This is a genomic window from Methanobrevibacter sp. (genome assembly GCF_045120835.1).
GTDB lineage: Archaea > Methanobacteriota > Methanobacteria > Methanobacteriales > Methanobacteriaceae > Methanocatella.
Map to the genome: position 1 here is coordinate 37557 of NZ_JBGVFE010000095.1, position 19861 is coordinate 57417.

General features: G+C 31.2%; 13 protein-coding genes. 6 read left to right on the plus strand and 7 right to left on the minus strand.

Annotated elements, in window-relative coordinates; all coding sequences use genetic code 11:
* Positions 1 to 243: 243 nt before the first annotated feature.
* The gene (gene dltA / locus ACJMLO_RS08590) at positions 244 to 10080 is read left to right on the plus strand and encodes a D-alanine--poly(phosphoribitol) ligase subunit DltA (RefSeq protein WP_405295866.1); all 9837 of its coding nucleotides are present in this window, start codon (positions 244 to 246) and stop codon (positions 10078 to 10080) included.
* A gap of 46 nt (positions 10081 to 10126) precedes the next feature.
* On the plus strand, positions 10127 to 11869 hold the full coding sequence (locus tag ACJMLO_RS08595; RefSeq protein WP_405295868.1) for an MATE family efflux transporter: 1743 nt from the start codon (positions 10127 to 10129) through the stop codon (positions 11867 to 11869).
* Positions 11870 to 12051: 182 nt separating this feature from the next.
* Here the strand turns inward: ACJMLO_RS08595 and ACJMLO_RS08600 are convergent, their stop codons facing one another.
* Positions 12052 to 12966 carry a hypothetical protein gene (locus ACJMLO_RS08600; RefSeq protein WP_405295870.1) on the minus strand — a complete coding sequence of 305 codons (915 nt, stop codon included), beginning with the start codon at positions 12964 to 12966 and terminating at the stop codon, positions 12052 to 12054.
* A 93-nt stretch (positions 12967 to 13059) separates the two neighbouring features.
* On the minus strand, positions 13060 to 13221 hold the full coding sequence (locus ACJMLO_RS08605) for a hypothetical protein (protein WP_405295871.1): 162 nt from the start codon (positions 13219 to 13221) through the stop codon (positions 13060 to 13062).
* A gap of 244 nt (positions 13222 to 13465) precedes the next feature.
* Here ACJMLO_RS08605 and ACJMLO_RS08610 point away from each other — a divergent pair, with 244 nt between their 5' ends.
* Complete coding sequence (locus ACJMLO_RS08610) at positions 13466 to 14392, plus strand: type II secretion system F family protein (RefSeq protein WP_405295873.1); 927 nt, start codon at positions 13466 to 13468, stop codon at positions 14390 to 14392.
* A complete protein-coding gene (locus ACJMLO_RS08615) occupies positions 14392 to 14574 on the plus strand; it encodes a class III signal peptide-containing protein (RefSeq protein ID WP_405295875.1) in 183 nt (60 codons plus the stop codon). The genes ACJMLO_RS08610 and ACJMLO_RS08615 overlap by 1 nt, the downstream gene beginning before the upstream one ends.
* Before the next feature lie 684 nt (positions 14575 to 15258).
* Here the strand turns inward: ACJMLO_RS08615 and ACJMLO_RS08620 are convergent.
* Both ACJMLO_RS08620 and ACJMLO_RS08625 read right to left on the minus strand, forming a co-directional pair.
* Positions 15259 to 15831, minus strand: coding sequence for a TMEM175 family protein (locus ACJMLO_RS08620; protein ID WP_405295877.1), 573 nt, complete (start codon positions 15829 to 15831; stop codon positions 15259 to 15261).
* Entirely contained in the window at positions 15818 to 16402 is a 585-nt protein-coding gene (locus ACJMLO_RS08625; RefSeq protein WP_405295879.1) for a TMEM175 family protein, read from the minus strand. Before ACJMLO_RS08625 ends, ACJMLO_RS08620 begins: the two co-directional genes overlap by 14 nt.
* Positions 16403 to 16451: 49 nt before the next feature.
* On the opposite strand from ACJMLO_RS08625, the gene ACJMLO_RS08630 reads away from it, so the two are divergent.
* Positions 16452 to 17864: a lactaldehyde dehydrogenase gene (locus ACJMLO_RS08630; RefSeq protein WP_405295881.1), complete on the plus strand. Its 1413-nt coding sequence runs from the start codon at positions 16452 to 16454 to the stop codon at positions 17862 to 17864.
* A 23-nt stretch (positions 17865 to 17887) separates the two neighbouring features.
* On the opposite strand, the gene ACJMLO_RS08635 is transcribed toward ACJMLO_RS08630, so the two are convergent.
* The 3 genes from ACJMLO_RS08635 to ACJMLO_RS08645 form a co-directional block, all read right to left on the minus strand.
* Positions 17888 to 18082 carry a hypothetical protein gene (locus tag ACJMLO_RS08635; protein ID WP_405295883.1) on the minus strand — a complete coding sequence of 65 codons (195 nt, stop codon included), beginning with the start codon at positions 18080 to 18082 and terminating at the stop codon, positions 17888 to 17890.
* Positions 18083 to 18111: 29 nt separating this feature from the next.
* Positions 18112 to 18366 carry a hypothetical protein gene (locus tag ACJMLO_RS08640; protein WP_405295885.1) on the minus strand — a complete coding sequence of 85 codons (255 nt, stop codon included), beginning with the start codon at positions 18364 to 18366 and terminating at the stop codon, positions 18112 to 18114.
* A gap of 199 nt (positions 18367 to 18565) precedes the next feature.
* Positions 18566 to 19288, minus strand: a complete 723-nt coding sequence (locus ACJMLO_RS08645) for a tRNA-binding protein (protein WP_405295887.1) — start codon at positions 19286 to 19288, stop codon at positions 18566 to 18568.
* Positions 19289 to 19454: 166 nt separating this feature from the next.
* Between ACJMLO_RS08645 and ACJMLO_RS08650 the strand changes: the two genes are divergently transcribed.
* Complete coding sequence (locus ACJMLO_RS08650) at positions 19455 to 19847, plus strand: PRC-barrel domain-containing protein (RefSeq protein ID WP_405295889.1); 393 nt, start codon at positions 19455 to 19457, stop codon at positions 19845 to 19847.
* Positions 19848 to 19861: the final 14 nt, after the last annotated feature.

The following is a 19861-nucleotide window of genomic DNA, read 5'->3' on the forward strand; positions in this document are numbered from 1 at the left end:
ATAGAATTTCATAAGAAATGCGGATTTAGAGAAATTGGATATTTTGAACACATAGCTAAAGACCGTTTTGGAAAATGAATTCGGGGTACGCCTAGAAGATACAGTTTCAATTTCAAAACGAGCAAATGTGATTGGAAACTTACCGTTAATTATTGACTAACATAATATTTAACGTTTTTATGGAATAATTAAATATTATTAAATTTATATATTATTTAATGAAACTTTTGGATGTTTTTCGAAATGAACTTAAATGATTTATCAACAAAAATAATTACTGAAAAATTAATTTTTAAAGATGTTTCGAATGCAAAAACATTTTTTAAAAATCAAATTTTGGAAATTGAGGAAGAAAGCATTATCACTCCTGATTTAAATGGAGATGAATTTAAAGGGTCTATTCACAGAATTTCATCATTCATTGACAATGGAAAAATAGTCAAATTTTGCAATGATTTAAATATTGATTCACGCAATTTGTTTTTTGCCGTTTCAAGTTTTGTTTTATCAAAATTTGTTTATAACAAAAATCTAATTTTTTCAAATAGTGGTGTTATTGAAGATAATTCCTTTGAGGACTTGCCAGTTATCTTAAATTTAGATACTGATTTAGATGTTAAATCATTTTTAATCCAGATTAATGACGTATGGTTGAATTCTTTAATTTATAATGATGCATTAACCAAAACAGTTGATGAATTCGGATTTAACCCTAAATTTTTATATCAGTTTAATTGTCAAAATAAATATGTAGAAGAAAAATATAATATTGTTTTGACCATACTTGAAGATAATAATGCTTTTGAAATAATATGTAAGTTTAATGATCAATTATACTCACCAGAGTTAATTAATACTTTTTTAAATGGAATTTCCATAGTTATAAATAAAATAACCAAATTAACTGAAGAAGAATTTGAAGCTGTATTATTAAGTGATATTTCCATACTTAATAGAGATGTTCCTAATCTTCATGATTTGGATTTTGTTGATATTGAAGAATCTGTAGTTCATAGAATTTTTGAAAAACAAGTTGATTTGCATGGTGATGAGGTTATTTTAACCTCTGCTGATGGTGATTTTACTTATGATGATTTGAATGATAAATCAAATCGTATTGCTAATGCATTAATTAATAAGGGCGTTAGTGTCGAAGATCGTATCATGTTTATCTTAAAACGTGATAGTAACGTTTTTGCCACTATCTTTGGTGTTTTAAAAGCAGGAGCCTGTTTTATTCCAATTGATTCTGATTATCCTGAAGAACGTATTGAGCATGTTTTAACAGACAGTGAATCCAAATTCATCATCTATGATGATATTGTTGATATTAAAGGTTTGGATTTATCTTCATACTCTGATAAATTATTGAATGTTGAGGAATTGCTTAAAGAGGAGAATACAAGCAATCCGGATGTTGATGTTTATGCAGATAATCTTGCATATATGATTTATACTTCAGGGTCTACTGGTCTTCCTAAAGGAGTAATGATTGAACATGGTAATTTTTCCAACTTTGTAACTCCAAATCCTGCCAGTTCTTATTGCTATGAATTGGTTACTAATGCAGAAAAGGAAAACTATAAGGTTCTGGCAATGGTTACAGTGGCATTCGATACCTTTTTAGAAGAAGCAATACTCCCAATATTAAATAATGTTCCAGTTGTTTTCGCTGATGATAATCAATTCAAAGACCCATTAGCTTTAATTGATTTAATTAAAGATACTGGAGCTAATGTATTTGACGGTACTCCTTCAAGATTACTCCAATACTTGGAAATTGGGGGGTTAAGGGAATTAATTTGTGATTTTAAGATATTTGTTGTTGGAGGGGAAGGATTTCCGAAACACTTGTATGACATACTTTCAAAAGTTTCAGATGGTAAAATATATAACAGTTACGGTCCGACTGAGATAACTATTGTTTCCAATGATAAATTAATTGTCCATCCGAATGTTGTTTCCGTTGGAGGGCCAATATTCAATGTTTATGAAGAGATAATGGATATGGATTCCAACCCATTACCGCCTAATGTTTTAGGGGAATTGTACGTTGCAGGTAAAGGTGTTTCACGTGAATATCATAATCGTCCTGAGAATAATGCTGAAGCTTTCATGTATATTAATGGAATTAAGTTTTACCGTACTGGAGATTTGGCCAAATGGGATGAAAATGGTGAAGTTCAGATCATTGGAAGATTGGATGATCAAATCAAACTCAGGGGTTTGAGAATAGAAATAGGTGAAATTGAATCAGCAATTAAGGAATTTGATGGTATAAAATCTCTAGCTGTGGTTGTTAAAAAAATTAAAGAAAATGACCATTTATGTGCATATTATACTACATATGGTGAATCTATTGATTTAAATGCTTTAAAACAACATTTAAATGAAAAATTAACTTATTATATGGTTCCTACAGTTTATATGGAATTGGATGAAATTCCTCAAACAGCAAATGGTAAAACGGATATTAGGAATTTGCCCGAACCAATTCTGTCAACTGAAAATGTAATGCCTGAAAATGATGTTCAAAGAAAATTATATGATATGTGCAGTGATATTTTAGATTTCAAAGACTTTGGAGTCACTGATAATTTATTCAGTTTGGGTTTTTCATCATTATCTGTAATGAAACTTTCTCATGAAATATATTCTCAATTTAACATTGTACTTACTTTTAAAACATTAATGGATGCAGAAAATATCTGTGATTTGGAAGATTTGCTTAATAGTGCTAATGAAGCTGAAAAAATTAATTATGAAAAACAGGAATATTATCCCTTAAGTCATAATCAGTTGAACGTTTACATTGAATCTGTCAAAAACCCGGATAAATTAATTTATAATATGGCTTTTGTTATTGAAATGGGTAAAGACCTTAATCCTGATAAATTAAAGAAATCTTTAATAAAGGTATTTAATCATCATAGTTATTTAAAAAGCATTATCACTCAAAAAGATGGTGATGTCTACATTAAACGTCAGGATGATGCTGAAGTTTCAGTAAATATTGTTAATAAGCAGTGCAGTGAAAAACTTCAGAATAATTTTATAAGACCGTTTAATCTGATTGATTCACCACTTTATCGTGCTGAAATATACAATTATAATAATCAAACTACCTTGCTTTTAGATATTCATCACATCATTTTCGACGGAATTTCATTGAACATATTCATTGAAAATTTAATTAACGAATATCAGGGCAATGATTTATTAAAAGAGGAATACACTGGTTTTGAGTATATTCTTGAAGATTACAGGCAAGAAAGTTTGGATTCCTATAAGGAATCTGAAGAATTCTTCAATTCTAAAATAAATGAAATTGATATCAGTACAGATATTAGTCCAAATATCACTAAACCAATAGAAAATGCAAAATTGGGCGAATATTATATTCCAATGAGTAAAAAATCAGTTGATAAGTATTGTAAGGATTATAATATTACTCCAAATAATTTGTTCTTGTCTGCAACTCTTTTAACATTAAGCAAATATACTTATACAAAAGACATGTTGATTGCAACCATATCAAGTGGAAGATTAAATCCAAATTATGAAAATACCTTAGCTATGGTTGTAAAAACATTACCATTTATTCATAGGATTGATACGACTCAAAATGTTAGTGAATATTTTGATTCTGTTCAAGATACTTTGACCGAAACAATTAATCATGAAAATTATCCATATACCAAATTATTTGAAAAACATAATATCAATCCTAATATTTACTATGCATATCAGGTAGGTGTTGATGAAGAAGAGGAGATAATCAATGATGAAGGTAAAATCAACACTTTAAACATCAAAGAGGTTTCACTAGATTTGCCTAAATTCAATTTAAGTGTATATATTGAAGAGGATAAGGATAACTATCAATTATTTTTAAGATATAATGATTCACTTTACTCTTATGATTTAATTGTTGATTTGGCAAAAAATATTGAATTGATGGTTAAAAAATTACAAGAAGACTTTAATAAATCAATCGGCACAATATCATTATTGCCTAGTGCAAAAGAAGATGAATTAAGTGAAATTCATAAATCATTTGAGGATATTAAAATCAGTTCAAATCTAAGTGAACTGTTTGAAGAGGCAGTTGGGAAATTTGGTGAAGATATTGCTCTTGTTGATAATGATGAGGAATTCTCATATAATCAATTGAATAGTGAAGTAAACAAAATCGCCAATAGCTTAATTGATTTGGGAATATCTTCAGGTGACCATATTATATTGAAACTTGAAAGATCAGCTAAATTAATAGCTACAATATATGCAGTAATTAAAACAGGCGCTTCTTTTACAATCGTATCGACAGAACAACCTGAAGACCAAACAGAATTTATCCGACAGGACACTAATGCCAAATTAATCATTCAATCAAATATTGATGAATTGTTGGACAATGAGAATGATGCTAATTTAAATGTTAACATTAAATCTGATGATATAGTATGTATAGTTTACACTTCAGGATCTACCGGTAAACCAAAAGGGGTTAAAATCACTCATAAAGGTTTAATCAATTATATAAATCCTAGGAAGGATAATATTGCAATACATGCTATACAAAATGATGTTTCCAATATGTTATCATTAACTACAACAACATTCATTGCGTTTTTAAGAGAAGTTCTTGCAACAATCATTAATGGAACAAAAGTAACTTTAGCAGGTGATGAAGAGTCTAAAAACTTATCCAAACTCATTAGATTAATTAAAAAATCCCATGTTGATGGTTTATCATTAACTCCATCCAGGATTCAGGAATATATGAAAGTCACTGAATTTAAAGATTTGCTTAATCAGTTTAAAGTCATAACAATAGGTGGGGAGAAGTTCATTCCATCAGTTTACAGTGATATTGTTGATTGCAGTGACGCGAAAATATTCAATTCATATGGTTCTTCGGAAAACACTATTGCAACACATCAGAAATTAATCAGTAATGATGAAATAACTGAAGGAACTCCTATTCCAAATAACATTGATTTAATAATTGATATTGATGGAAATCCATTACCTAATAATATCATTGGTGAAATCTGCACTGCAGGTGTCCAGACTTCTCCAGGTTATTTGAATAGGGATGATTTGAATGAATCAGAATTCATAATAATTAATAATCTAAGATTTTATAAGACCGGAGATCTGGCTTATAAGAATTCCAATGATGAACTGGTTATAATTGGAAGAAAAGACAATCAAATTAAACTCAGAGGTCAAAGAATCGAACCGGGTGAAATCGAATCAGTAATTTCAAAATATTCCGGTATTGAAAGTGTAGCAGTAACTGTAAAACAGATAAATAATCAGGATAATCTATGTGCATATTACACGGGTAATAGAAATATTGATGTTGGGGAGTTAAAAGAGTATCTTTTAACTAAATTAATAAGATACATGATTCCTACTTCATTCACTCAATTGGATTCAATGCCTAAAACACCGAATGGTAAAATTGATATTAAGAACTTGCCTGATCCAAAAATAAGTACAGAACTTGTCAGTGCTGAAAATGAACTTGAAGAAAGTATTTTTGAGATTTGTGCGGAAATTGCAGGTTTTAATGATTTTGGTGTTACAGACAATCTTTACGAGTTAGGTTTCACATCATTAACAATAATGAGATTAAGTACTGAAATCTACAATAAACTTGATAAAGAGATTAATGTCACTATTATTCTTCAACAGCCAACAATCAGAGGAATTGCTGAAAACATTGAACTTAATGAAGGTTTAAGTGATGTGGAAGATGAAGTCAGTGAAGAAAAACCACAATATTATAAGTTAACTCCAAATCAACTTGGAGTATACTTTGATTGTGTAAAAGATCTTGAAAAAGTGACTTATAATCTTCCTAAATATATTGAATTAGGAAGTGGAATTGATGAAAATAGGCTTAAATCAGCTATTATAAATGTTATTAATTCTCATCCATACTTAAAAACAAGAATAATAATGAATGATGGTGTTGTATATCAGGAAAGACGTGATGATTTAATCATTGATGATTTAATTGAAATTATTGAAGTGGATGATGGAATTGATGATAAATTCAAAGAAGATTTCATCAAACCATTCGATTTAAGTGAAGGTCCACTATTCAGATTTAAAATTATTAAAGATAAAGAAAATACTGCATTGCTTTCTGATTTCCATCACATTATCCTTGATGGAACTTCATTAAATATCTTGTTTAGCCAAATCGCATCAAGTTATGACAATCCGGATTTAGAATTTGATGAAAATGAATTGGAACCTTTAAATGGATTTGATTATTCACAAAAAGAAGTTAAAATCCAAGAATCCAGTCATTATAAAGAAGCGGAAATGTTTTTCTTAAACAAGATTAAAGAACATGATGAGGGCAGCTTAATTTCTCCGGATTTAAATGGATCTGAGGAAGATGGTGAAGCAGCTGAAGAATTTGTCAGAATTGATAAAGATGAAGTGGATAATTTCTGTAAAGAAATATCAGTCACTCCAAATAATCTGTTTTTATCAATTTCCAGTTTTGTTTTATCCAAATTTGTTAATAATAAAAATCTATTATTTGCAACAATTACTAATGGAAGATTCACTCCTGATGAACAGAATACATTGGCAATGATGGTTAAAACATTACCATTATCCTTAAAATTAAATGCTGATTTAAATTTCAAAGAATATTTCGAATACATTAACAAGGAATGGGTAAATACTTTATCATATTCATCCTATCCATTAACTAATATTGTAGATAAGTACGGTATCGTTCCTGAATTCATCTATGCATTTGACGGTAAAATTATTGAAGACATTGAAATCAATGGAAAAATGATTGAACGTGAAAGTTTGGAATATGATGATTTGAAATTCAAATTGAATCTTGATGTAACAGAAATCGAAGATACATATCAGGTAACCTGCGAATATAATGATGCATTATACACTCCGAAATTAATTAAAACATTCATAGACAGTATTAATATTGTTTTAAATAAATTAATCAAATTCACATCACAAGAATTGGAAAATATATTCTTAAAAGATGTTTCAATTATTGAAAGGGAAGTTCCGTATGTTGATGAGTTGGAATTTGTAGAAATCGAAGAACCATTGATTCATAAGATTTTCGAAAAACAGGTAAATCTGAATGGTGAAAAAGTAATTTTAACCGCATCTGATGGTGATTTCACCTTCAATGATTTAAATGAAAATGCTAATCGTATTGCTAATGCTTTAATTAGAAAAGGAGTTGGAATTGAAGATAAAATCATGTTTATTTTAAAGCGTGAGAGTAATGTTTTCACTTCAATATTGGGTATTTTAAAATCCGGGGCATGTTTCATACCTATTGATTCGGATTATCCTGCAAATCGTATTGAACATGTTTTAACAGACAGCGAATCCAAATATATCATTTATGATGATATTGTTGATATTAAAGGATTGGATTTATCATCCTATTCGGATAAATTGGTGCATGTTGACGAATTGCTTGAAGAAGAAAACACTACCAATCCAAATGTTGAAATTGCCTCTAATAATCTTGCATATATGATTTATACTTCCGGTTCGACTGGTCTTCCTAAAGGCGTAATGATTGAACATAGGAATTTTGCCAATTTCATAACTCCTAATCCTGACAATTCTTACTGTTATGAACTGGTAACTAATGCGGAAAAAGAAAACTACAAGATTCTAGGTATGGTTACAGTAGCATTTGACACATTCCTTGATGAAACTATGCTTCCTATGTTAAATGGAGTTCCTGTTGTTTTCGCTAATGATGATCAGTTTAAAGATTCATTATCATTAATCGATTTAATCAAAAATACTGGGGCTAATGTATTTGACGGCACTCCTTCAAGATTATTGCAATACCTTGAAATTGATGTATTAAAAGATCTTATTGCTGATTTTAAAATATTCGTTGTGGGTGGAGAAGGATTCCCAAAACACTTATATGATATTCTTTCCAAAGTCTCAGATGGTAAAATATTCAACAGTTACGGTCCAACTGAGATAACAATTGCTTGTAATGATAAATTAATTGACCAGCCTAATGTTGTTTCTGTTGGAGGGCCAATGTTTAATGTTTATGAAGAAATTATGGATATGGATGCTAATCCACTCCCTCCACATGTTTTAGGGGAATTGTACGTTGCAGGTAAAGGTGTTTCAAGATCTTATTATAATCGTCCGGAAAACAATGCTAAATCCTTTAAAACTATTAATGGAATTAGATTCTATCGTACCGGTGATTTAGCTAAATGGGATGATAATGGGGAAGTTGAAATCCTTGGAAGATTGGATGATCAAATCAAACTCAGAGGTTTGAGAATTGAAATAGGTGAAATTGAATCTGCCATTAAAGAATTTGAAGGCATTAAATCACTGGCTGTGGTTGTTAAAAAGATTAAGGGAAATGACCATTTATGCGCATATTTCACTGTTTATGATGAATATAAATCAGATGAGGATAATTATTCTATTGATATTGATGCTTTAAAAGAACATTTAAATGATAAATTAACATATTATATGGTTCCTACAGTTTATATGGAATTGGATGAGCTTCCTCAAACATTAAACGGTAAAACTGATTTAAGGAATTTGCCTGAACCGGTTTTAATCACAGAATATGTTGCTCCTGAAAATGATGTTGAAGCATTCTTTGCAGATACATTTGCAGAAATATTATCTCTTGACCAAGTGGGAGTTACGGATAATTTCTTTGAAATTGGTGGAACTTCACTACTTGTAACTAAAATCACTATTGCAGCATTAAATAGGGATTTCAGCATTAGTTATGGTGATGTATTTGACAATCCAACTCCACGAAAACTTGCCGAATTCATATTAACTGATGAAAATTTAGATGTTTCACTTAGTGAAGAATTCAATTATGATTATACTGAAATTAATAAACTATTGGATAAAAACACCTTGGATAATCTTATTAATGGTGAACTTGAAAATGATTTGGGAAATATACTTTTAACAGGAGCTACCGGATTTTTAGGTATTCACATTCTAAAAGAATTATTGGATAATACTGATGGTGATATTTATTGTTTGATTAGATCCAGAACCAATTTATCATCTGAAGAAAGATTGAAATCTCTATTATATTATTATTTCTCAATCAATTACGAGGAGTTATTTGCTGAAAGATTGCATGTGATTGATGGGGATATAACAAATTATGCCGATTTTGAAAAATTAATCCCTTATGATATTGATACCATATTCAATTGTGCAGCAAATGTTAAACATTTCTCTTCAGGAACTGATATTGAAGACATTAACTTGGGCGGAGTTATTAACGGTTTAAAATTCGCAAAAATAAAAAATGCCAAATATGTTCAGGTTTCAACTTACAGTGTTGCTGGTGAAAGTATAAATAACTTCCCTCCTGAAGATTACTTATTTAATGAAAAAGATTTATTCATAGGCCAATCAATTGACAATCAGTATATTAGCAGTAAGTTTTTAGCAGAAAGAGCAGTTCTGGAAGCTGCTGTTGAAGATGATTTAACAGTTAAAATCATGAGGGTTGGAAACTTGATGGCCAGAAGTGATGATGGTGAATTCCAAATTAACTTTAATTCAAATGGATTTATTAATCAACTCAAGGCATTTGTCACTATTGGTAAAATGCCATACTCAATGCTAAGTGATGCTGATGAATTAAGTCCTATTGATGTGGTTGCTAAATCTATAGTTGAATTATCTAAAACACCTAAAGAATGTGTTGTTTTCCATCCATACCAGCATCATACAATTTGTTTTGGTGATATAATAGATATTATTAAACCATTAGGTCTGAAAATTGATCCTGTTGAAGAAGATGAATATGAAATGTATTTAAATGAAGTTTTAAATGATGATGAAAGACAGGAAGGAGTATCAGGTTTACTCACTTCAATTGGATCAGGCAAATTCAAAAAAATATGGATTGAAGCCGAAAATGAATATACGATTCAGGCATTATATAGGCTGGGAGTAAAATGGCCAATAATTTCACAAGAATATATTTATAAGTTTATTGAATATTTAAATGATTTAGCATTCTTTGATTAAATATGATGGAGAATTTACGATTATGTATGAAAGAAATTTTAATTTATTGAAAAGTAAATTTAATGAGTTTTTACTGCCCACATTACTTACAACAATGGCAAATAATATCTGCTTATTTTCAGATTCATTAATTGTTAGTTTTTTAATCGGATCTTTTAATCTGGCAGCTATTCAATTAGTTGTTCCTATTGTTACATTTATTAACTTGATTTATTGGGCTATTGGATTAGGTGGTAGTGTTTTAATGTCATCTGCAAAGGCAGAATATGATGAGGAAAAAAGTAATGCATATTTCACGGTTTCCATAGTTAGTTTAGTTGTAATTGGAATTATCATCTCGGTATTGGGATGGATATTCCTGGATTCTATTGTTAATGTTTTATGCTCTTCTAATATTGCACATGGTAATATGCAGGTAGTTCCACTTGTAAAGAATTATCTTGGAGTAACACTCATTGGAATTCCATTTTTATGTTATATGATGAGCATATCATATTTTGCACGTGCCGACGGAATGCCTAAACTCCCATTAGTTGCAGTTATAATAACAAATGTATTGAATATAATTTTAGACTTTGTTTATCTTAAATTCTTTGGAATGGGCATTGGAGGTGCTGCTCTTGCTACAGTTAGTGGAGATATTGCTGCAGCAGTATTCATCTCATATTATTTCATTAATAAGAAACGTACACTTAAACTATTGTCAATTACAAAAATCAAATTAACAAGGTTTTTAGGATACTTTAAAGACATTATTGTTTCCGGATTTCCACCAGCTTCAGTACAACTTTTCATTACATTAAAATTATTCATTATAAATTATTTAATTGGAATTGTAATGGGTGGAGCAGGACTTGTTGCATTCAGTGTTTGTGATAATGTTTCATTCTTAATTTACATGTTTGCAATTGGAATAAGTCAGACAATGTCTCCAATCGTATCAGTATATTATCAGGAAGAGGATTATGCAGGTGTAAAATACACTATTAAACGAGCTTTAAAATATGGTATAATTTCAAGCAGCATACTAATAGCAATATTTTTAATTTACCCTGAATCTTTACTGTTCTTATTCAGTATTAATAATCCTGCTGACATTCCTATTGTAACTAATGCTATTAGATTATTCTCTTTAAGTTTCGTAGGTCTTGTAGTATGTTTTATAATGACTTATTATGCAGAATCAATAAAAAGGGACAGCTATTCATTTTTAATTTCAATAATAGAAGGGTTCATTGTCCCGGTTGGATTTGCAATATTGCTGATTCCATTCATGAAATCTGATGGTATTTGGATTGCATTTATAATTGCCGAGATAGTAACAGTATTATTCATGTTTGCATATTCAAAATACATTGAAAGAAAAAGTAACGGTGAATATTACGGATTTTTCTTGCTTAAAAAACAGGATGAGGAAAATGTCATTGATTTATCAATAAATGGAAATATAAATGAAATAACTGATTTGGCTTCAAAAGTTCATGAATACCTTAAATCAAGAAAGATTTCCGATTTAAACTCAATAAGAGTATCTTTAGCAATAGAAGAAATGCTTGTAAACATTGTTAACACCAATCAAAATGTGGGAAGTATGGATGTAATGATTAAAATCCAAAAAGAACATATTTTAATTGGAATTAAAGATCAGGGCATTGAATTTAACCCAACCATAAAAAGAGATGGGGATAAATTTGATAATATCGAATTCTTAAATAATATTGCGGATAAAATTGATTATGCAAGAGTTTTAGGACTTAACAGCACTATCATTACCATAAAAAATAATTAATTTTATTCTCCACTTCTTTTTTTTTTTAATCTGATTTTAGTCATCATCGATGAATTTCACAACATAATCTAAATAGTTAATGCGGCTAAAATAATTTAGTGTAAACTATGAATAATAATCAAGATATTTTAGGTTATGAAACAATCAATTGGTATTCCAAACTAATGTTTAAAGTATTTTAATTAACTTTTTTTAATCATAGCTTTTGCCTTAACTTTTCCGGAGGCCAGCAAATTCTTATTGCCATTGAATTTTGCAGTATACACAGTCTTTTTAACTTTTTTCAATTTGACTTTTTTGCTAGCTACACCATTTTTAACGTTAATCTTGTAAGCTTTACCGTTAATTTTAAATGTAACTGTTCCTTCATTCACTTTTTTCCCATTGCAGGTTACAGTGGCTTTTAAGGTAACTTTGGATCCTTTAGAACTAACAGCCTTATTTGCTTTTACTGTGACTTTTGATTTTTTAACCGTAACTGTTTTAACTGCAGACCCGGAAATATGGGATTCACTAGGAGTGAATTTCACAGTCCAAGTTCCAACACTTAATGATGGGATGAAAGAAATTTGACCATTGGAATCCGGTCTGTAATTCTTTGATATGGTGGTTTTACCATTTGTAAATACAACATTAACACTTAAAGCAGTGAGCGGTAATCCAGTGTCTTTATCAGTTATTCTGGCACTCATAGGAGTGTTGGACATGTAATTTGCATTATAATTATTAACGGTGATTGATGCAGTTCCACTTGCTTTTAAAATAGTACTATCCAGAATTTTACCATCATCATAATTGATAAATGATAATGTATATGTGCCGGGTTTAAGAGTGTCTTTTGCTAGGTTGTGAACAAAATCTCCCTCATGTCTATTGGTACCCTCAACTTCTTTTTCGTAATGAATATTTGAAGCACTGTCGGTGATGCGGATGTAAAAATGGTATGCATCAGCACTCACATCCTCGGGGCAAGGGATTCTATGGTATTTAATGTGCCCTTCACTATGTGCGGAAATGATATATTCTTCATTAAGGTCAATTGTATAGCTCTCGGCATATAAAACAGATAATTTTTCACCTGACTGGTCAAATGCCAATTCATAACAATCATCTGAACCGGCAAGTTTATCACCACAACCAACTTCATCTTGTGTATTTAACTTATAATTGTTATTTGCAACTTCACAAGCTTAATTTACAGTTACTGATGATTCTTCATTTGGATTTGTTAATATTTCCATATTATCAGTCGATATTGTATCAGTAGCACTGTCCAATGCACTTACAGATGATATTGCACAAATTCCCACAATTAATAATAGTAATATCATGAAATATTTTTTGTTTAACATGTTTACTCTCCCAATAGATTATGCATTATAGAATATTTATATTGCTAATTAGAATTCTATTGTTATAACACATAAATAAATTTTGTATAATCTATCGGAAAAAGAGTCCCAAAGTATCAGTTATTGTCATGAGAGTTTCATTTGAAGGAAATTTCTTATTTTAAAATAAATATTGTTTTTAGCCCGTAAAAATGATTTAAAAAACAACCAATCTTTTATATACTTTAAACTATAATCTTATTTTATGAAATTTAAAATAATAAATGATTTAGCATTAGTTGTTGACAATATTGTTCCTGAAAAGTATTTATCTAAATTACAGGAATTTTTACTGAGTGGAGCTATTTTTACAGATGCATCACAGGTTTTAGTTCTTCTTGTTATTTGTATTTTAATGAGTGAAGTAATCCTGGCAATATTTATCAATGTTTTCGCTTTACCTCTTTCCCTGTTAATTTTACCACTGTTCATAATTCCGGGATTATTCACATATGTGGTTGTACAGCAGGAACGGCGAGCACAAGAAATTGAGCGGACGGCACCGGATTTTCTAAGGCAGCTTGCAAGCATGCTGCAGGTCGGACTCAGTTTCGAAAATGCAATGGAAGATATGGCGCAGTATGGTGAAGGTCCACTCTACGATGAAATGAGGAGAACGATTATAGAGATTCGAATGGGTCGCAATTTCGATGATGCCTGGAGAGCAATGAGCAAACGATTGAAATCTAAAGAATTGGAAAGGGTATTTGGAATCATTCTCGATGGACGTAAAAGCGGATCAAGTATATCGAAGGTATTGTCTGATGTATCGGATGATTTAAGGGATTTGCTTGCGCTGAAACGTGAAAGGAAATCTGCAGTCATGATGTCTGTGATGTTTCTGTTAATTTCGGCAATTATTGCAACACCTTTTGCAATTGGGATGGTAAGCGTTTATTCGGGATTTATGCAGGGTTATGGAATGGATTCACAAATAATATTGACTGCACCAGTTGCAGGCGAGATTTACATGATGATTCATTCGATTCTGGTTGCATTTATCATAAGCATTATAATGTATGGTGAGATTAAAAAGGGAATCAAATTCTCACTGCCTTTGGCAGCAGCATCATTTGGAATATTCTATTTGATATCTTCATTTGGAGGAACATTACTTCTGGGGGGATTTTAATGGATAATAAAGGGCAGGTATCAGCAGAATTCATTCTGCTTTTTGGTGCAATAATTGTTGTGGTTTTGCTAGCTATTCATATGTACAATAGTTATATGGATGATTTAACCGAACAAATTGCATCAAAAGAGGTCATGGAATTCAACACTAAGCTGAATGCTCTTGAATCATATTTCAAATAGAGTGTATGTTTTAATATGGGGATGATATGATTTTGTCATTGTTGTTGTGATTCGATTCAATGTTTTGTTTTTGATAAGGAATTCATTTCTTTATTTTTTTAATTTTTGCCGATTTTTTTCAGTTTAAATAAGTTTAAAGTTTTTTCTTGAATTGAATTTTTTTCTAATAATTTGGCATCATCATTTTAAATTGATTGAAATTTGCGGGTTTAAACTGCCTTTTGAAATAAGTGTTAATGCATCTTTTTTAGGCTCATCGGATTGATTTGGTCGATTTTCCTAAAAATTGTAATATAAATTTTACATATTGGTAGTCTATCTTGTGTGTAATTTTTGGCCGATTTTTGAAATTTTCTTAATATCGTTAAATAATCATTCAGATAATCTTATATGATTTAAATATTTATATTTTAGTTTTAATTTTAAATTAAAGTTAAAATTATAACTATTTTTTTATTTATCATATTTTTTGAGGGTTATTGTAAGAAAATTCTTTCCGAGTAACTTGAGTAAAGGCCCATATTTTCAGTTTAAATTAATGAATTTTCATATTTTGAGAAATATGAATTTAAAATTTGGAAACTTTTAAAACAACTGTTAAATATGATTAAAACCTTAAAAAAAGGAGTTTTTTTAAAAAATTAGTCATTTCAAGTTGTTACACTTGAAATGCACCTCTCATTACTATTTTAAACTTGATTGAATTTTTGGTATAATCCACATTCCCAGAATTGAAAACAGACAGCAAAACATAATTGTCGGAGGATAAATAAAGTATCCGATAACCATTCCAATCAAAACCAGGATGATTGTTCCATACATGGGATAATGATTGCTTAATGCAAGATGAAGGGCAATGTTTGCCGGATCTGCCCTCTCTAGGAATCTGCCGATAAGCAGAGATAAAACTGCAGTTACGATAAAACACAAACCGTACATGAATTGGGGGAAGAATGCATAGAAATTCTCGCCGACAAAAGTTGTGAAATAAGGCAATAGTGAAAATACAAATAATGTTACTCCCATTGTCCATATGACCTTGCTGTCAATTTTATTTACAATGCTGAATAGGTTATTGTTGTAGTTCCAGAAGTTAAAGCATACAATAAAGCTCACTGCATATATTATGAACTCATATCTTATTTCATAAAGGGATAACCAGGTGCCGTTGCTTGCAAGAGGAATTTCCAGAACAATGATGGTAATGATGATTGCCAAAATTGCATCAATCAATGCTTCAAATCTACCTGTTTCCATTGCCACGCCTCCTAAGCAATCTGCCAAGCACAATCCATAAAACAACGGATATCAAGCAGCTAACAAAGATTCCAGGAATATAAATTGTGTATGTCAGGATAAAACCGATAATCAGTATTATCATTGGGGTGCTCATGTAATATGAGTCGAAATTCAATTCATACAGTTCCTGATTGTAGGGATTGCTTCTATAAATGGCTTTTGTTGCCAGCACATTTAGGATATGAGTTACTATAAAGATTAATCCGAACATTGTCTCTGCAGGTATTGAATAGACATGATTTGCAATCCATATTGTAAAATATGGGAGTAAAGTAATGACAAAGGTCATGGTTCCGTAAATCCAAACAGAGTTGTTGTCGATGGTATCTACAATCTTAAATAGGTTATGATTTGCATGCCAAATGTTGTATAATACCAAAAAGCTAATTAAATATGCTAAAAAAATCGAATTTAACTCTAAAAATGCCTCGGGTGTGGGTGCTGTAGGCTGGGGAATTTTTAAAACCAAAACTGTAATAATGATGGCTAAAATCGCATCAAAAAAGGTTTCAAATCTATTTGTCTGCATGAGTTAATATTTAAATTTCAAAGTATAAAATATTAATTAAGGTGATAGAATGGACATGTTGATAGGTGGAAAATACATTACAAGCGATGATGAACTGGAGGTTTTAAATCCATATAATAACGAGTTGATTGATACGATTCCAATTGTCCACAGGCAAACTGCACAACTTGCAATTGATGAAGCGATAAATGCAAAAGATTCACTAACTGAAATGTCTGCATTTAAGGTTTCAAACAAATTGCTTAATGTCGTTAAAAAATTGGAGAATCGCCGTGAGGAATTTGCAAAATCATTGACTCTGGAAGTCGGAAAGCCAATCAATGAATCTTTGGTTGAAGTGGATAGGTCAATTGAAACCCTGAGACTGGCTGCTGAAGAAGCAAAAAGAATCTATGGGGAAAGCGTACCTTTGGATGCGGGCTTAAATGGCAAGGGATTCTTTGCTTTTACCCAAAGGCTGCCTCTTGGCGTGGTTGCAGCAATAACTCCATTCAATTATCCTTTGAATTTGACAATCCATAAAATTGCACCTGCCATTGCATGCAAAAACACGGTTATTGTAAAGCCGCCAACCGAAGCGCCTTTGACAGTCATGAAATTCTGCGAATTGTTGGATGAGGAGTTTCCGGATGGTGTCGTTAATGTCATAACAGGATACGGGTCTGAAATTGGTGATTACCTTGTGTGTTCTGCACAAATCGATAAAATCTCATTTACCGGAAGTGTAACAACAGGAATGATGATTTCACAAAAGGCTGGAATGAAAAAAGTGACACTTGAACTGGGTGGCAATGACCCGATGATTGTCCTGAAGGATGCAGACATTGAAAAAGCTGTTAAAGGAGTTATCAATGGAGCATTCTTAAATGCGGGACAGGTATGCATGGGTGTAAAGCGTGTCATTGTTGAGGAGGAAATTGCAGATGAATTTGCAGAAAAACTGGTTATTGAGACTGAAAAGCTTGTCATGGGAAATCCTTTAGATGAAAAAACCACCTTGGGAACTTTAATCAGTGAAAAAGCTGCAATGCAGGTTGAGGAAACTGTTAATAATGCGGTTGAATCAGGTGCTGAGATATTGACTGGAGGTCATCGCGATGGAGCATTCTATTCTGCAACTGTCATTGATGGGGTCACACCTGAAATGGATCTGGTTGTCCGAGAAACCTTCGGTCCGGTGGCTCCAATAATTCGCGTTAGGGATGTTGATGAGGCAATCAAAGTTGCAAATGCTACGGAATATGGTCTTCAGGCAGGGGTATTCACCAATGACTATTCAAAAGCAATGAGATGTGCTCAGGAAATTGAAGCCGGAACAGTTTTTGTCAACAAGCAATCAACATTCAGAACAGATAACATGCCATTTGGAGGATTCAAAAATAGTGGTGTTGGAAAGGAAGGAATAAAATACGCTGTTGATGAGATGACAAAAACAAAATTGATAGGGCTGAATTTAAGATAGTGAATGATTCATTCACTATTTTTTTAGCATTGATTTCTTACTCCAGGCATTAACCCGAATTCAGACAGGATATTAAGCTTTTTTTGAATAGGAAGTATTTTCATATTCACATGGTGTATTTTCAGCATAAATCCATTGTTGAATGTTTCGTCATCCACATGGATATTTACAAGTAAGGAATGATCTCCTTCTCCACTTAAATCGCAATACATTTCCAATTCAAATTCGCCTTGGGGAAATGTTTCTTTTAAGTTAAATTAAATAATATGTTTCCAACATATTTTTCGGTTGAATCTTTAGAAAACATTAGAGCATTACAAACTTTGGTATGTATTCCATTTTTACTGGTTAAATATTTTTTGCCTCTAATTTCAACTAGATATTTTCTAGATTCACCAAATAATGCATAATAATCTCTATTAATTGCTGATCGGATGTGTGCTTCATCATTTTGTTGACTTAATTCTTCACCAATTTGGTAAAATTCTCCGAAGTCATACATTGTTTTCACCTTGAAAAATTGCATTACTTAAGTAAAATTCCACGCACAATGTAATATTGCATTGATAATAGACTAATTTCACTTAATTTTCTAATTACATGAGGTTATGGAAGATATTGTATATATAACTTTCGTTATGGGTCTAAATAAATATTGTAGGGATGTTATAATAATAAAAAGAGAAAATAAGTAATTAAACTTATTTTAAATAATTTTCAACAAGATTTCGTGTTTCATTGAGTGATTCAATAGGTATGCCTTTTGGCATCTGGCCAAGTTCACCGTCAACGTCTTTTAAAATGCTTCCGTTCATTCCAAGAAACATTCCTTCACTTACAATATCGCTGAATGCCTGTGGAGGAAGCAGTGATACTCCGACTTTATTGTCATCTTTGACACTCAAATCATTGGTTACAACAGTGATTGCACGTTTTCCAAGGTTCACATTACAAAGCATCAGGTTTTCATTTTTAGGATGCTGTGTTACGCTCATCACTTCTCCGACTTTAATGTCAACGCCGATAATCGGATCATTTATGGGACCTAATGCCAGCCTGTCCTTCAGGCCGATGATGGTGTCAAGGAAAAACCTTACCTTTGCAATATTTTCCTGGGTTTTTTCCCTGTCCTCTTTTGGAGCATTGCTTAGAAACTTTTTATTCCAGTCATCCCCACCCAAATACTCAATAATCTTTAAAGCTTTCTCTTTTAAGGACTGAACGTCAGGAGAATTCACAAGTTCGTCTCCTTCAAGGTAAGAATAAGTTAAGGATTGGAAATCACTATTCATCTGTTTTCCCATATCAATTGCCTGTTTTTTATTCCAGCTTCCCCTAAAAGAAGCTGTTGGAATAAGATTCATATAGTTTTCTCTTGCTTTGCTTGCCACTAAAATTCTATAATCTTTTGTTGTATCCCACATTTAAAGCCCTCATTTAAGTCTAATTTATATTTTTATTTTAGAATTTAATAAATTTTTTGCAAAAAAGACATTTTTCAACTTTAGAAAACATAAAGTATTTATATTAACAATTAAATAAAATAATACATATTTATTTAATTATTATATTTTATATTGTGGTGTAAACATGGTAGAAGTTTCAAAATTACGCAGTTTAGATATTTATACCAACACAGGACACTATGTTGGTCGTGTAGAAGATGTTGTTCTTAATATTAGGTTAGGAACCATTTCAAAGTTACAAGTTAGAGCTATTGAACAACAACCAAAACCTGCTGGATTTGTAAATTCATTTTTAGGAAGTATCCGTGGAGAAGTGCCTGAAGATAACAACATGAGATCTTTCCAAAACGATGTATTGACAGTAGATTTTGATAAAGTTCAAGCTATTGGGGACATTATGTTAATCAATCCAAGAGATATTAAAAAAATGACTCCTGAACCACAAGTCCCTGAAGCTACTGTTCCAAAACCTGAAACCCCTCAACCACAAGGCGAAACTCAAAGCCAATTTGAATAAGAAAGATTATAATT

Coding starts and splice junctions, on each gene's coding strand:
- ACJMLO_RS08630 (WP_405295881.1), top strand. CDS start 16,452: ATGGACATGTTGATAGGTGGAAAATACATTACAAGCGATGATGAACTG.
- ACJMLO_RS08620 (WP_405295877.1), bottom strand. CDS start 15,831: ATGGAAACAGGTAGATTTGAAGCATTGATTGATGCAATTTTGGCAATC.
- dltA (WP_405295866.1), top strand. CDS start 244: ATGAACTTAAATGATTTATCAACAAAAATAATTACTGAAAAATTAATT.
- ACJMLO_RS08610 (WP_405295873.1), top strand. CDS start 13,466: ATGAAATTTAAAATAATAAATGATTTAGCATTAGTTGTTGACAATATT.
- ACJMLO_RS08615 (WP_405295875.1), top strand. CDS start 14,392: ATGGATAATAAAGGGCAGGTATCAGCAGAATTCATTCTGCTTTTTGGT.
- ACJMLO_RS08650 (WP_405295889.1), top strand. CDS start 19,455: ATGGTAGAAGTTTCAAAATTACGCAGTTTAGATATTTATACCAACACA.
- ACJMLO_RS08605 (WP_405295871.1), bottom strand. CDS start 13,221: ATGTTAAACAAAAAATATTTCATGATATTACTATTATTAATTGTGGGA.
- ACJMLO_RS08640 (WP_405295885.1), bottom strand. CDS start 18,366: ATGTATGACTTCGGAGAATTTTACCAAATTGGTGAAGAATTAAGTCAA.
- ACJMLO_RS08625 (WP_405295879.1), bottom strand. CDS start 16,402: ATGCAGACAAATAGATTTGAAACCTTTTTTGATGCGATTTTAGCCATC.
- ACJMLO_RS08645 (WP_405295887.1), bottom strand. CDS start 19,288: ATGTGGGATACAACAAAAGATTATAGAATTTTAGTGGCAAGCAAAGCA.